The sequence below is a fragment of the Miniimonas arenae genome, assembly GCF_006351005.1.
Lineage (GTDB): Bacteria > Actinomycetota > Actinomycetes > Actinomycetales > Beutenbergiaceae > Miniimonas > Miniimonas arenae.
The window spans coordinates 1-13,640 of the sequence record NZ_VENP01000042.1; the positions used below are offsets into that span (position 1 = coordinate 1).

12 protein-coding genes are annotated in these 13,640 nt (G+C 74.6%); 7 read left to right on the forward strand and 5 right to left on the reverse strand.

Annotation, left to right across the window (positions count from 1 at the left end; genetic code table 11):
• The 4 genes from FH969_RS10860 to FH969_RS10875 form a co-directional block, all read left to right on the forward strand.
• Positions 1-1,560, forward strand: a 1,560-nt coding sequence (locus tag FH969_RS10860) for an EF-Tu/IF-2/RF-3 family GTPase (RefSeq protein ID WP_139987246.1), incomplete at its 5' end; no start/stop codon positions are given.
• Positions 1,557-3,017, forward strand: a complete 1,461-nt coding sequence (locus FH969_RS10865) for a PIG-L family deacetylase (protein WP_180359766.1) — start codon at positions 1,557-1,559, stop codon at positions 3,015-3,017. The genes FH969_RS10860 and FH969_RS10865, both read left to right, overlap by 4 nt.
• Positions 3,014-3,538 (forward strand): flavin reductase family protein, encoded by a 525-nt coding sequence (locus FH969_RS10870; RefSeq protein WP_234417765.1) that lies wholly within the window; start codon positions 3,014-3,016, stop codon positions 3,536-3,538. Before FH969_RS10865 ends, FH969_RS10870 begins: the two co-directional genes overlap by 4 nt.
• A gap of 13 nt (positions 3,539-3,551) precedes the next feature.
• The gene (locus FH969_RS10875) at positions 3,552-5,345 is read left to right on the forward strand and encodes a VanW family protein (protein ID WP_139987247.1); all 1,794 of its coding nucleotides are present in this window, start codon (positions 3,552-3,554) and stop codon (positions 5,343-5,345) included.
• A gap of 67 nt (positions 5,346-5,412) precedes the next feature.
• On the opposite strand, the gene FH969_RS10880 is transcribed toward FH969_RS10875, so the two are convergent.
• A complete protein-coding gene (locus tag FH969_RS10880; RefSeq protein WP_139987248.1) occupies positions 5,413-5,640 on the reverse strand; it encodes a putative acetyltransferase in 228 nt (75 codons plus the stop codon).
• 58 nt (positions 5,641-5,698) lie between these two features.
• Here FH969_RS10880 and fdxA point away from each other — a divergent pair, with 58 nt between their 5' ends.
• The 3 genes from fdxA to FH969_RS10895 all read left to right on the forward strand — a co-directional run bounded on the left by fdxA (position 5,699) and on the right by FH969_RS10895 (position 8,602).
• The gene (fdxA, locus tag FH969_RS10885; RefSeq protein ID WP_108717994.1) at positions 5,699-6,022 is read left to right on the forward strand and encodes a ferredoxin; all 324 of its coding nucleotides are present in this window, start codon (positions 5,699-5,701) and stop codon (positions 6,020-6,022) included.
• An 8-nt stretch (positions 6,023-6,030) separates the two neighbouring features.
• Positions 6,031-7,212, forward strand: a complete 1,182-nt coding sequence (dapC, locus tag FH969_RS10890; protein WP_139987249.1) for a succinyldiaminopimelate transaminase — start codon at positions 6,031-6,033, stop codon at positions 7,210-7,212.
• A 79-nt stretch (positions 7,213-7,291) separates the two neighbouring features.
• Entirely contained in the window at positions 7,292-8,602 is a 1,311-nt protein-coding gene (locus FH969_RS10895) for a citrate synthase (protein ID WP_108717992.1), read from the forward strand.
• Positions 8,603-8,612: 10 nt separating this feature from the next.
• Here the strand turns inward: FH969_RS10895 and FH969_RS10900 are convergent, their stop codons facing one another.
• The 4 genes from FH969_RS10900 to FH969_RS10915 form a co-directional block, all read right to left on the reverse strand.
• Entirely contained in the window at positions 8,613-9,569 is a 957-nt protein-coding gene (locus FH969_RS10900) for a hypothetical protein (RefSeq protein ID WP_139987250.1), read from the reverse strand.
• 116 nt (positions 9,570-9,685) lie between these two features.
• Positions 9,686-10,693, reverse strand: a complete 1,008-nt coding sequence (gene dapD / locus FH969_RS10905; RefSeq protein WP_139987251.1) for a 2,3,4,5-tetrahydropyridine-2,6-dicarboxylate N-succinyltransferase — start codon at positions 10,691-10,693, stop codon at positions 9,686-9,688.
• A gap of 29 nt (positions 10,694-10,722) precedes the next feature.
• Positions 10,723-11,643 carry an NUDIX domain-containing protein gene (locus FH969_RS10910; RefSeq protein WP_139987252.1) on the reverse strand — a complete coding sequence of 307 codons (921 nt, stop codon included), beginning with the start codon at positions 11,641-11,643 and terminating at the stop codon, positions 10,723-10,725.
• Positions 11,640-13,535, reverse strand: coding sequence for an acetyl/propionyl/methylcrotonyl-CoA carboxylase subunit alpha (locus tag FH969_RS10915; RefSeq protein WP_139987253.1), 1,896 nt, complete (start codon positions 13,533-13,535; stop codon positions 11,640-11,642). The genes FH969_RS10910 and FH969_RS10915 overlap by 4 nt, the downstream gene beginning before the upstream one ends.
• Positions 13,536-13,640: the final 105 nt, after the last annotated feature.

Sequence of the window (13,640 nt, forward strand, 5' to 3'; positions counted from 1 at the left end):
CCGCTGCCGCAGACCCGGTTCGTGCTGCGCAAGGCGCTCGCCGCGCACCTGCCCGTGATCCTCGTGGTCAACAAGGTGGACCGCCCCGACTCGCGCATCGAGGAGGTCGTGCACGAGACGACCGACCTGCTGCTCGCCCTCGCGAGCGACCTCGAGGACGAGACCGAGGTCGACTACGATGCGATCCTCGACCTGCCCGTCCTCTACGCCGCCGCCAAGGCCGGCCGCGCGAGCCTCGAGCGTCCCGGCGACGGCTCGCTCCCGGAGTCGCCGAACCTCGAGCCCCTCTTCGCCACGATCCTGGACCGGATCCCGGCGCCGACCTACGACCCCGAGGCGCCGCTGCAGGCCCACGTCACGAACCTCGACGCCTCGCCGTTCCTCGGCCGCCTCGCGCTGCTGCGCGTGCACAACGGCACGCTGCGCAAGGGCCAGACCGTCGGCTGGGCCAAGCGCGACGGCACGATCTCGCCCGTGCGCATCTCCGAGCTGCTCGAGACCAAGGCGCTCGAGCGTGTGCCCGCCGAGAGTGCCGGGCCCGGCGACATCGTGGCCGTGGCCGGGTTCGAGAGCATCACGATCGGCGAGTCGCTCGTCGACCTCGAGGACCCGCGTCCCCTGCCGCTCATCACGGTGGACGACCCGGCCATCTCGATGACCATCGGGATCAACACCTCGCCGCTCGCGGGCAAGGGCGGCAAGGGCCACAAGATGACCGCGCGCCAGGTCAAGGACCGCCTGGACCGCGAGCTCGTCGGCAACGTGAGCCTGCGCGTGCTGCCCACCGACCGCCCGGACGCCTGGGAGGTGCAGGGCCGCGGCGAGCTCGCGCTCGCGATCCTCGTGGAGCAGATGCGGCGCGAGGGCTTCGAGCTCACCGTCGGCAAGCCGCAGGTCGTCACGCGCGAGATCGACGGCAAGGTGCACGAGCCGATGGAGCGCCTGACCGTCGACGTGCCGGAGGAGTACCTCGGCGCCGTCACGCAGCTCCTCGCCGCCCGCAAGGGCCGCATGGAGACCATGAGCAACCACGGCACCGGCTGGGTGCGGATGGAGTTCGTGGTGCCGGCGCGCGGCCTCATCGGCTTCCGCACGCAGTTCCTCACCGACACCCGCGGCACCGGCATCGCCTCCTCGATCGCCGAGGGGTACGAGCCGTGGGCCGGCGCCATCGAGTTCCGCACCGCCGGCTCGCTCGTCGCCGACCGGCAGGGCGTGGTCACGGGCCACGCGATCATGAACCTGCAGGAGCGCGGCACGTTCTTCGTGCAGCCCACGCAGGAGGTCTACGAGGGCATGGTGGTGGGGGAGAACTCCCGCGCCGACGACATGGACGTCAACATCACGCGCGAGAAGAAGCTCAACAACATCCGCTCCTCCACGGGTGAGGAGCTCGAGCGCCTCACGCCGCCGCGCGTGCTCACGCTCGAGGAGTCCCTGGAGTGGGCCGCCGAGGACGAGTGCGTCGAGGTCACCCCCGAGATCGTCCGGATCCGCAAGGTCGCGCTCGACCAGCACGAGCGGGCCCGCGCGGCCTCGCGGGCCAAGAAGAACGCATGAGCTGGGCGGCGGCCAGCGGCCCCGGCGCTGGGGTGGACACCCCGGCGCCCGGGCCGGTGCTCGCCGTCCTGGCTCACCCCGACGACGAGACGCTCCAGCTCGGCGGTGTGCTCGCGCTCGCCGCGGCCGCGGGGCGTCACGTCGTCGTCGTGACGGCGACCCGCGGGGAGCGCGGGGAGATGATCGGCGCGCCCGAGCTTGAGGGCACCGACGCTGTCGCCGACGTGCGCGCGCGGGAGCTCGCGGACGCGCTGGCCGCGCTCGGCGTCGCCGAGCACCGGTGGCTCGAGGACCAGACCCGCTGGACCGACTCGGGCATGGCGTGGGTCGCGCCCGGTCAGGCCGGTCCGGCGCCCGACGCACCCGGCAGCGCGCTCGTGCGCGGCGATGCGGACGCCCAGGCCCGCGCGCTGGCGCGCCTGCTGCGCGAGCTGCGGCCCGCCGTCGTGCTCTGCGACGAGCCGGGCGGCTCCTACGGCCATCCCGACCACGTCCACGTGCACGCGCTCGTCCTCGACGCCGTCGAGCGTGCCGCCCACGCGGCACCCGGCGACGGGCCCGACGGCGAGCCCTGGGACGTCCCGGTCCTCGCCTGGGCGGTCCAGGACGCCGACCGGCTGCGTGCTGCGCGGGCGGCGCTGGCCGACGTCGCGCTGCACTCCGGACCCGTGGGCGTGGACGGCGCCGCGCTCACCGTCCCGACCGAGGAGCTGCCCGCGCTCGCGCGGCCGAGCGCCGAGGTGGACGTCGAGCTCGACGTCACGCCCGTGGTGCCGGCGCTGCTGGCGGCGCTGCGCCGCTACCCGAGCCAGGTGCAGGGCGCGAGCGTGCCCGTGCTCGACGCTGCGGGCGCGGGTCGCCAGGAGAGGGCGACGCGTGCGCTGCGCCCCGACCAGGCCGCCGTCGGCTGGTACGCGCTGAGCAACGGCGTGCTCGCGCCGATCCTGCCGGTGGCCGGTCTCCAGCTGGGCCGCGGCGACGTGGCGGCGCTCGGCGTCGGCCTCGGGCTGGGGGTCAACCTGCCGGCCCGCCCAGGCGGGTCGTCGACCGCGGCCGACGCCGCCGCTCCGGTCCAGCCCGCCGCGCCCTCGCTCCTGCCGGCCCGCCCCGGCGTGCTCGCCGCGCGTGCCGCGGCCGGCCTCGCGTTCGGCCTGCTCATCGGGGTCGTCGGGACCGTGGTGCACCGCGTCCGGCCGTGGGACGTGCCGCTCGGGCTGGTGCTCGCCGTCGCGTGCGTCGCGGCGGCCGGGCTGCTCGCGCGCGCCGCGGGCAAGGGTGCGTGCCTCCTCGGCTACGGCGTCGGGATCGTGGTGTCCGTGCAGGTCCTCACGTTCGCGGGCGACGGCGACGTCCTCGTGCCGAGCGACGCCCTCGGGATGGCCTGGCTCCTGCTCAGCGTGCTCGCCGTCGGCGCCGCGGCCTTCCTGCCCCGGCGGTGGGTGGGGGAGCGCCGGTGACCCTCGAGGACACCTACCGGGCCGCGATGGCGCGCCTGCCCGGCGGGGTCGCCGTGGTCACCGCGCGGGCCGGCAGCCGCGACATCGCGGCGGTCGTCACGTCGCTCGTGTCGGTCTCGCTCGAGCCGCCCACCGTGCTGGTCGTGGTGCACGCCGACGGACGCCTCGGCGACCTGCTCGTGCCGGGCGGGCGATGGGCGGCCACGGTGGTCGGGGAGCACCAGGCGGCGCAGGTCGCGTGGATCGCCGAGCCCGGCCGGCCCGACGTCGGGCAGCTCCAGGGGATCCCGCACCGACGCGGCGAGCACTCCGGGGCGGCCCTGCTCGACGGCGCGGCGTGGCTGGAGCTGCGCACCACCCAGACGATGGAGGTGGCCGACCACCGGGTGGTGGTCGGCGAGGTGCTCGCGGCCGGGCTCGGGTCGGAGACCGGCGCGCTGGTGCACCGCCTCGGCCGCGTGCGAGCGGTCGGATCGTCACAACTTGGTGACAACCGCCTCCCCGGCTCTGCGCAGCCCTGACCGTAGAATTCGCATGGCCGCCTCGCCCGACGCGGTCGACGAGGAAGGGACCCGCGTGACCGACAGCGCGACAGAGGTCGGCTCCCCGCTGGACTCCCTGGAGGGTGAGGCACCCTCCAAGCGTGGCCGCCGGATCGGCACGGGCATCGGCATCGCGATCGTCGTCCTGGCCGCCGCCTACGTCGGCGGGGTCTTCTGGACGGCCGACCGGACCCCGCGCGAGGCCACGGTCTCGGGCGTCGAGGTCGGCGGGCTCCCGTCGGCCCAGGCGGTCACCGCGCTCGAGGACGGGCTCGCCGACCGCGTCACGCAGCCGTTGTCGATCCGCGTCGGTGACATCGAGGCGACCCTCGACCCCACGCAGGCGGGGCTCGCCGTCGACGCCCAGGCGTCGATCGACGCCCTCACCGGCCGGTCGTGGGACCCGCGCGTGGTGATCGAGCGGCTGTTCGGGCAGGTCGACACCGACGCCGTGACGAACGTCGACTCCGAGGCCCTGACCGCGGCGCTGAGCGGCGCGGAGGACTTCGTCACCGTCCCGCCGGTCGACGCGACGATCGCCTTCGCGAACGGCACCGCCGTGGTGTCCGACCCCGTGGACGGCTCGGGTCTCGACGTCGAGGCCGCCGTCACGATCATCGAGGACACTTGGCTCACGGCCACCGACACCCTCGACCTGCCGGTCACCACGATCGCGCCGACGATGGACCAGGCCACCGTGGACACCGCGATGACCACGATCGTCGACCCGCTGCTGTCCGGCCCGGTGACCGTCGTCGCGGGAGAGGCGACCACCACCCTCGAGCCCGACGCGCTCACCGCGATCGCCACCGTCCCGGCGCAGGACGGCGCGTTCGTCCTGCAGCTCGACGCCGACCAGCTCACCCAGCTCGTCGACGCGGCCCTGCCGGGCGTGGGCCAAGCCAGCACCGACGCCAGCTTCACGTTCACGAACGGGACGCCGACCATCGTGCCGTCGCAGGACGGCACCGGGTTCGACCCCGCGCAGCTCGCGGCGGCGGTGACGGCCGCGGCGCAGTCGACGACCGAGCGCACCGCGACGCTCGAGCTCACCGCGCAGGAGGCCGAGTTCTCCACCGCCGACGCCGAGGCGCTCGGGATCACCGAGGTGATCGGGGAGTACTCCACGCCGCTGCCGGCGGGCACCGACGTGCCGCGGACGAACAACATCAGGCACGGCGCCGAGATCGTCACGGGCACGCTGCTCATGCCGGGCGACACGTTCTCCCTGAGCAAGACGCTCGGCCCGATCAACGGCAGCACCGGCTTCTTCATGTCGCACGTCGTGGAGAGCGGCAACGTGTCCGAGGCGTGGGGCGGCGGGCTGTCCCAGCTGTCCACCACGCTGTTCAACGCCTCGTTCGAGGCCGGCCTGGAGGACGTCACGCACCAGCCGCACTCGCGCTGGTTCGAGCGCTACCCGCCCGGGCGGGAGGCCACGCTGTTCGAGGGCCAGATCGACATGCAGTTCAAGAACCGCACCGACCACGGCGTGCTCGTGCAGGCGTGGGTCGAGAACGGCCGGACCTACGCGCGGCTGTGGGGCACGAAGACCTTCGACACCACCATCACCTCCGGTGGCAAGTACGCGATCACGAGCCCGAAGACGATCTACAACACGCGCGCCACGTGCACGCCGGAGTCCGGCGGCGCGAACGGCTTCACGATCGACGTGACGCGGGTCGTCAAGGGCCTCGACGGCTCGCAGGTGGAGTCGCGCACGTACACGACCACCTACCAGCCGTGGAACAAGATCGTCTGCGGTCCGGACCCGAACGCCGGCTGAGCCTTTCCTGCCCTGTGCCGCCGAGAAGCGGAGGTGCGGGGGCGCCGAGCCGGCGGCGAGCCGGCGGTCAGCAGCGCGGAAGCGCCGGCGGCAGGCGCTTGGCGAGCACGACGGCGGAACGCGCCACCGTGACCGGCCCGCGGCGGGAGTCCACCACCACGGCGTCGGCGCCGACCTGCGTCAGCACGCCGACGACGTCGGTCAGGTGCGGGCCGTCCGGCGCGGCCGCCACCTCGGCCTCGGACAGGCGGTAGCGCAGGACGACGCGGTCCCCGGCTCGCAGCGGCTCCTCCACGACAGGGGATACTAGGACGAGCCGGCCGCGTGGCGCGGACGGCGGGAAGGACCCCCTCGTGACCTATGTGATCGCCCAGCCGTGCGTGGACGTCAAGGACAAGGCCTGCATCGACGAGTGCCCCGTCGACTGCATCTACGAGGGTGAACGCTCGCTGTACATCCACCCCGACGAGTGCGTGGACTGCGGCGCCTGCGAACCGGTCTGCCCGGTCGAGGCCATCTACTACGAGGACGACGTGCCGCCGGAGTGGTCGGCCTTCACGGCCGCCAACGTCGAGTTCTTCGACTCCATCGGGTCCCCCGGTGGTGCCGCGAAACTGGGCCTCATCCCGACCGACCACCCGCTGATCGCCGCGCTCCCGCCGCAGACCGAGAGCTGAGCGGGTCGATGGGATTCGCACCGCTCGGCGTCGCCTACCCCTGGGACGCCGTCGTTCCGCTGCGCGAGCGCGCCGCCACGCACCCCGACGGCCTGGTGGACCTGTCCATCGGGACCCCGGTGGACCCCACCCCGCGGATCCTGCAGGACGCCCTCGCCACTGCCTCGGACGCGCACGGCTACCCCACGGTGGCCGGCCCGACCGCGCTGCGGCAGTCCGTGGTCGACTGGTTCGGCCGGCGCCGCGGCGTCACCGGTCTCACCCCGGATCACGTCCTGCCGACCATCGGGTCCAAGGAGCTCGTCGCCCTGCTGCCCAGCCAGCTGGGACTCGGGCCCGGCGACGTCGTCGTCATCCCGACGCAGGCGTACCCGACGTACGAGATCGGGGCCCGGCTCGCCGGCGCGGAGGTGCTGGCCAGCGACGACCCCGCGGACTGGGTGGGCCGGGAGGAGGTCGCCCTCGTGTGGCTGAACTCCCCGGGCAACCCGACCGGCCGGGTCCTCCCGGCGGCCGCCATGGCCGAGGTGGTGCGGGCCGCCCGGGCGACCGACGCCGTCGTCGCCTCCGACGAGTGCTACGCAATGCTGCCCTGGACGTCCCCCTGGACCGACGCCGTCGAGGACGGTGGTGGCGTGCCGTGCGTGCTGCGCGAGGATGTGTCCGGCGGTGACCCGCGCGGCCTGCTCGCGGTGTACTCGCTGTCCAAGCAGTCCAACCTCGCCGGCTACCGCGCGGCGTTCGCCGCGGGCGACCCCGACCTCGTGGGCCAGCTGCTCCTGCAGCGCCGGCACCTCGGGATGATGGTGCCCGCGCCCGTGCAGCACGTCATGCGGGTCGCGCTCGACGACGACGCCCACGTCGCCGAGCAGGCCGCCCGCTACGCCGCGCGGCGCGCGCTGCTGCTGCCCGCGCTCCTCGCCGCGGGGTTCGAGCTCGACCACTCCGAGGCGGGCCTGTACCTGTGGGTACGCCCCGGGGAGGGACTGCGCGCGAGGCTGGAGGCGCGGCCCGCCGCCCGCGACCGGGCGCTGTGCTGGGCCAGCATGGACCTGCTCGCCGACCTGGGCATCGTCGCGGGTCCCGGGGAGTTCTACGGCCCCGCCGCACAGGACCACGTGCGGGTATCGCTCACGGAAAGTGACGCGAACATCTCCTCGGCCGCGGGACGCCTGCGGGCGTTGGCGTGAGAGAATCGGGGCCACTTCTTTGCCGTGACATGATCGCCGCCCGGCGCCTTCGCGACGGGTCCGCAGAAACGGAGAACCGATGACGGTGACGTCCGAGGCCTCGCCCCGTACCGGAGCCACCCTCCGGGTGAACGAGTCCGAGATCCAGTTCGACCGGGTGCCCGCCGTGGAGGGCTCCGACGGCCTCGCGATCTCCTCGCTGCTGGCGCAGACCGGCGTCGTCACCTACGACCCCGGGTTCATGAACACCGCGGCCTGCCAGTCGGCCATCACCTACATCGACGGCGACGTCGGCATCCTGCGCTACCGCGGCTACCCGATCGAGCAGCTCGCCGAGAAGTCGAACTACCTCGAGGTCTCCTACCTGCTCGGCCGCGGCGAGCTGCCGACCCGGTCCGCGCTCAACGCGTTCGAGACCCGCGTCCTGCGGCACACCCACCTGCACGAGGACTTCCGCCGGCTCATCTCGTCCTTCCCCCGCAACGCGCACCCGATGGCGATCATCGCCAGCGCCGTCTCCGCCCTGCCCGGGTTCTACCCCGAGGTCTTCGACGTGAAGAACGAGGAGGTGGAGGAGCTCGCCACCGTGCTCATGCTCGGCAAGCTCCCCACGATCGTGGCGTACGTGCTGCGGCACGCCCGCGGTCAGCGGATGCCCGACGCCGAGCCCGAGAACGGCTACGTCGCCGACTTCCTGCGGATGGCGCTGCACGAGGTGCGCGGCCCGGAGTTCGGACCCGAGGTCGTCGCCGCGATGGACAAGCTCCTCGTGCTGCACGCCGACCACGAGCAGAACTGCTCGGCGTCCGTGGTCCGCAACGTCGGGTCGGCGCACGCGAACCTGTTCCTCTCCGTCGCCGCGGGCATCAACGCGCTCTCGGGCCCGCTGCACGGAGGCGCGAACGAGGCCGTGCTCTCGATGCTCGAGGACGTCCGGGACAACCACGGCGGCGACGTCGCGACGTTCGTCAACCAGGTCAAGGACCGCAAGAGCGGCGCCCGGCTGATGGGCTTCGGCCACCGCGTGTACAAGAACTACGACCCGCGCGCGGCGATCGTGAAGCAGGCGGCGGACTCGGTGCTGGAGGCCCTCGGCAAGCGGGACGAGCTGCTCGACATCGCGATGGAGCTCGAGGAGGTCGCGCTGCACGATGACTACTTCGTCTCCCGCAAACTCTACCCGAACGTCGACTTCTACACCGGCCTGATCTACCGCGCGATGGGCTTCCCGACCTCGATGTTCACGCCGTTGTTCGCGCTCGGCCGGATGCCCGGGTGGATCGCGCAGTGGCGCGAGATGATGAACGACCCGTCCACCAAGATCGCCCGGCCGCGCCAGGTCTACACCGGCCCCGGCGAGCGCGACTACGTGGACGTCGCCGACCGCTGACGCAGCCGGCTCACGGCGCGAGCAGCACCTGCCCGGCGGGCTGGGGCTGCTCGCCGTCGAGCAGCGCGCGCCACACGCCGTCGGCGCGGTCCCACACCCGGTCCGCGACGGCGACGCGCGCCACGCCCGTCTCGCTCGCCGCCGCGACGCCGGACTGCGCCACGGCCCACGCAAGGCGGTCCACCTCCGTGCCCAGGGCGTTCGCGTCCACGGTGAGCACCTGCACGGCGGACCCGCCCGACGTCGCGCCGAGCGCCGCCGCCGTGTCCGGGGCGAGCTCGCCGTCGGACGCCGCGCGCAGCGCTCCCGTGACCCCGAGGTCGCGGGCGAGGCGGTCCGACACGGCCTGCGCCACGCCGTCGGGCGTGCCCTCGCGAGCCGTCAGGGTGCAGGTGAGGTCCGCCGTCGTCCATCCCGCGAGCGCGGAGGCGAACGCGCGCGCGAGCGCCTCGTGCTGCGCGTACGCCTGCGGGAAGGCGCTGCGCTGCACGGCCTGCGCCGCGTCGGTCACCGCCATGTCGGGGTACCCGTCGACCTGCACGAGGTGGTCGTAGAAGGTGTTCACCGCGTACACGGGGTCCATCACCTGCTCGGGCGTGCCCCAGCCCTGCGAGGGACGCTGCTGGAACATCCCGAGCGAGTCCCGGTCGCCGTAGTCGATGTTGCGCATCCGCGACTCCTGCATCGCGGTGGCGATCCCGATCGTGCCCGCCCGCGCGGGCAGGCCGCGGCGCACCGACGTGCCGACGATCAGCGCGGCGTTCGCCGTCTGGTCCGGCGCGAGCGCGTGGCCACCGGCGGTGCACGCCTGGGCGACCGGACGCTGCGGCTCGAGCCTGCCCAGCAGGTGCACGACGGCGAGCACCCCGCCCGCTCCGACGGTCGCCACGACGGCGAGCACGAGCAGGGCGCGCAGCGCCCGCCGGCCCGGACCGCGCGGCCGCGTGCGGCGGGGGCGGGCGCTCACGGTCGGGCCGGTCGGGCCCGGTCGGGCCCGTCGGGCCGGTCGGGCTGCCGGGTCCGTGGACGGACGGGCCGCCGGTGGGGTCGACCGGGTGGCCGCCGGCGCGGAGCGGGCGTGGGTCACTGCGCGTGCAGCGCCGCGTTGAGCTCGACGGTCCGCGTGGCGCGCGGCAGCACCTCGACGCCGCCGGTGAGGGAGTTGCGCCGGAAGAGCACGTTGTCCACGCCGGAGAGGGTGCGGGCCGACACCACCGGACGGCCGGCCTCGTCGCGCCGGGCGGTCGCGAGGTCCGGGACGGCCGTGGACAGAGTCTCGAGCGCCTGCCGGTCGCCGAGGACCGTGACCTTGGTGCCCGCGGTCACGTAGAGCCCGGCCTCGACGACGCAGTCGTCCCCGAGGCTGATCCCCAGGCCGGCGTTGGCGCCGAGCAGGCTGCGTCGGCCGATCACCACGCGCGCGGTCCCGCCGCCCGAGAGCGTGCCCATGATCGACGCGCCGCCGCCGATGTCCGTGCCGTCGTCGATCACGACGCCCTGCGAGACGCGCCCCTCGATCATCGCGACGCCCAGCGAACCGGCGTTGAAGTTCACGAAGCCCTCGTGCATCACCGTGGTCCCCGGAGCGAGGTACGCCCCGAGTCGGACGCGCGAGGCGTCGGCGATGCGGACCCCGTCGGGCAGGACGTAGTCGGTCATCCGCGGGAACTTGTCGACGCCGTGCACCGTGAGGCCCGGGTGGTGCGCCTGCAGCAGCGCGCGGGTCGTCTCGAAGTCGACGGGGGAGCAGGGGCCCGCGCTCGTCCAGACCACGTTGGCGAGACGAGCGAAGATCCCGTCGAGCGCGATCGAGTTCGGGGTCACGAGGCGGTGGGAGAGCAGGTGCAGGCGCAGGTACGCGTCCTGCGCCGACTCCGGGGGCGCGTCCAGGTCGATCGTCGTCCGCACCACGGTGCGCGCCACGCGACGGGTGGGGTCGCTGCTCTCGAGGGCGGCGACCGCGGCGGGGACGTCGAACGGGGACGCGGGGCCGGGCTCGCCGAGGGCCGGGCTCGGGTACCAGGTGTCCAGGACCGTGTCGTCGAGGGTGGAGATCGTGGCCAGGCCGATGCCCCAGGCAGTGCGCGTCATGGGGCCAGGATAGGTCGGGCGGTCGCGGCTCAGCCGCGCTCGAGAGTCTCCCGCAGGGCGCCGGGTCCCAGGGTCCGGGCGGTGGCGGGCAGCCGTGCGCGCAGCCCCCGGTCGGCCGTGGCGACGAGGAGCGGGTCCGCACCGGCCTCGAGCAGGCGGCCGGCGAGGGCGACGATCGCGTCGTCGCCCGACCCCGGCGCGCGGTGCACCGTGAGCTCACCGTCGGGCGGCGCCGCGGGGTTGCCCTGGCCCTCGGTGACGACGTGGACGTCGGGCCGCACGCCGTCGGCGTCGAGGTCGAACCACGTGCCCGGGAGCCAGGCGCCCGCGGCGAGCTCGCGCCTGCCCCCGGCGAGAGACGTGAGCAGCCGCTCGGTGGCGCCGGCGCGGTCGCGCCACCAGCCGTCCGGCCGGGCGCCCACCACGTTGGCGGCGTCGACGAGCAGCGTCGGTCGTGCCTCGACGAGCCGGCGCAGCGCCGGCCACGCCTCGCCGAACGCGGGCAGCAGGTCCAGCCCGGCCACCTCGTCGACGGGCACCCAACGCAGGTCGGCGGACTCGCCGTCGAGGGGGTGCAGCTCGGGCGCCGGCCCGTGCACCCGCGCGACGAGCGTCGTGTAGCGCCACGTGCCGTGGTCGAGGACGCGCACCGCGGCGGGCGCACCCGCGTCGGGCGGGATCGCCGCCTCCTCGCGCGCCTCGCGCCGGGCGGCGGTCAGGGCGTCCTCACCGGTCTGCACGGCGCCGCCGGGCAGCCCCCACGTCCCGCCGTGGTGACTCCAGGCGGCCCGCAGCTGCAGCGCGACGCGCGGCTCGCCGTCGGGCGCGGTCGACCCGTCGACCAGCAGCAGGCCGGCCGCCCCGGCCAGGCCCCAGTGGCGGCGGCCGCACGCGCAGTCCACCCACGCGTCGTTCGGGTCGCGGTGACCCGCGCGGGGCGGGAGGCTCACTCGGCGGCGATGATCTGGCAGAGCACCTCGCCCGAGGAGACGCCGGCTCCGACGGCGGCGCTCAGCCCGGTCACGACGCCCGCCTTGTGCGCGACGAGCGGCTGCTCCATCTTCATCGCCTCGAGCACGACGACGAGATCGCCCGCCGCGACGGCGTCGCCGTCCGCCACGGCGACCTTGACGATCGTGCCCTGCATGGGCGAGGCGAGCGCGTTGCCGCCCGCGGCGGCTGCCGCGCCCGCGGGGCGCGCCAGGGGGCGCGGACGGCCGGGCCGCTGGCGTGCCCGCGCGCCACCGAGGATCCCGAGGCTCGCCGGGAGCACGACCTCCAGCCGCTTGCCGCCGACCTCCACGACGACGCGCTCGAGCGCGCCGTCCTCGGCGTCACCGTTCGTGCCGGTGGCCGCCGGGCTCGCGGCGCCCGCCGCGGCCGCAGGGGTGTGCGGGGCGAGCGCGCCGAGCTGCCCGGACATCTCGGACTCGATCCACGTGGTCCACACGCCCAGGTCGGTCTGCTCGACGCCGGGCTCACCGGCGAACGCCGGCTCCTGCAGCACGGCGCGGTGGAAGGGCAGCACGGTGGGCAGGCCCACGATCTCGGTCTCGGCGAGCGCGCGTCGCGCGCGCTCGATCGCCTGCCGGCGGGTGGCTCCCGTGACGACGAGCTTGGCGAGCATGGAGTCGAAGTTCCCCGTGACGGCCTGACCGGCCACGATGCCCGCGTCCACGCGCACCCCGGGGCCGCCGGGCCACGTGATCGCCGACGGCGTGCCGGGCGCGGGCAGGAAGTTGGCGGCCGGGTCCTCGCCGTTGATGCGGAACTCGATGCTGTGCCCGCGGATGTCGACGTGGTCGTACCCGAGCGGCTCACCCGCGGCGATGCGCAGCTGCTCACGCACGAGGTCGATGCCGGAGACCTCCTCGGACACGCAGTGCTCGACCTGCAGGCGGGTGTTGACCTCGAGGAACGAGAGCGTGCCGTCCACCCCGACGAGGAACTCGCACGTGCCGGCGCCCTCGTAGCGCGCCTCCCGCAGGATCGCCTGGGAGGCGCGGACGAGCTCGGCGTTCTGCTCGTCGGTGAGGAACGGCGCGGGGGCCTCCTCGACGAGCTTCTGGTGGCGGCGCTGGAGGGAGCAGTCCCGCGTGGACACGACGACCACGGCGCCGTACGCGTCCGCGAGGCACTGCGTCTCGACGTGCCGGGGCCGGTCGAGGAAGCGCTCAACGAAGCACTCCCCGCGGCCGAAGGCGGCCACCGCCTCGCGGGTCGCGGAGTCGAACAGCTCGGGGATCTCCTCGAGGGTGCGGGCCACCTTGAGGCCGCGTCCACCGCCGCCGAACGCCGCCTTGATGGCGACGGGAAGGCCGTGCTCGCGGGCGAACGCGACGACCTCGCTCGCGTCGGTGACCGGGTCGGGGGTGCCCGCCACGAGGGGCGCGCCGGCGGCCTGCGCGATGTGGCGCGCGGACACCTTGTCGCCCAGCGCGTCGATCGCGGCCGGGCTCGGGCCGATCCACGTGAGGCCCGCGGCCGCCACCTGGCGTGCGAAGTCGGCGTTCTCGGAGAGGAAGCCGTAGCCGGGGTGCAGCGCGTCGGCGTTCGAGCGGCGCGCGACGTCGAGCAGCTTCGCCGCGTCCAGGTAGGTGTCGGCGGCCCGCACGCCGTTCAGCGCGAACGCCTCGTCGGCCAGCCGCGCGAACGGGGCGTCCCGGTCGGAGTCGGCGTACACGGCGATCGAGGTCAGGCCTGCGTCACGCAGCGCGCGGACCACCCGCAGCGCGATCTCCCCACGGTTGGCGACGAGGACCCGGGTGACCGGGCGGGTGATGCGGTGGGGGGAGGTGTCCGCCGACTGCGGGTCCACCTCGTCGTGCGTCTCGACCGACATGCACTCTCCTCCTCGGGTCGGCCCACGGTAACGCCCTGCGCCGGTCGGCCCCAATGCGCTCGGGGGCGCGTCGACAAGTCTGTGTCGCGCGGCAAGGTCCCGGCC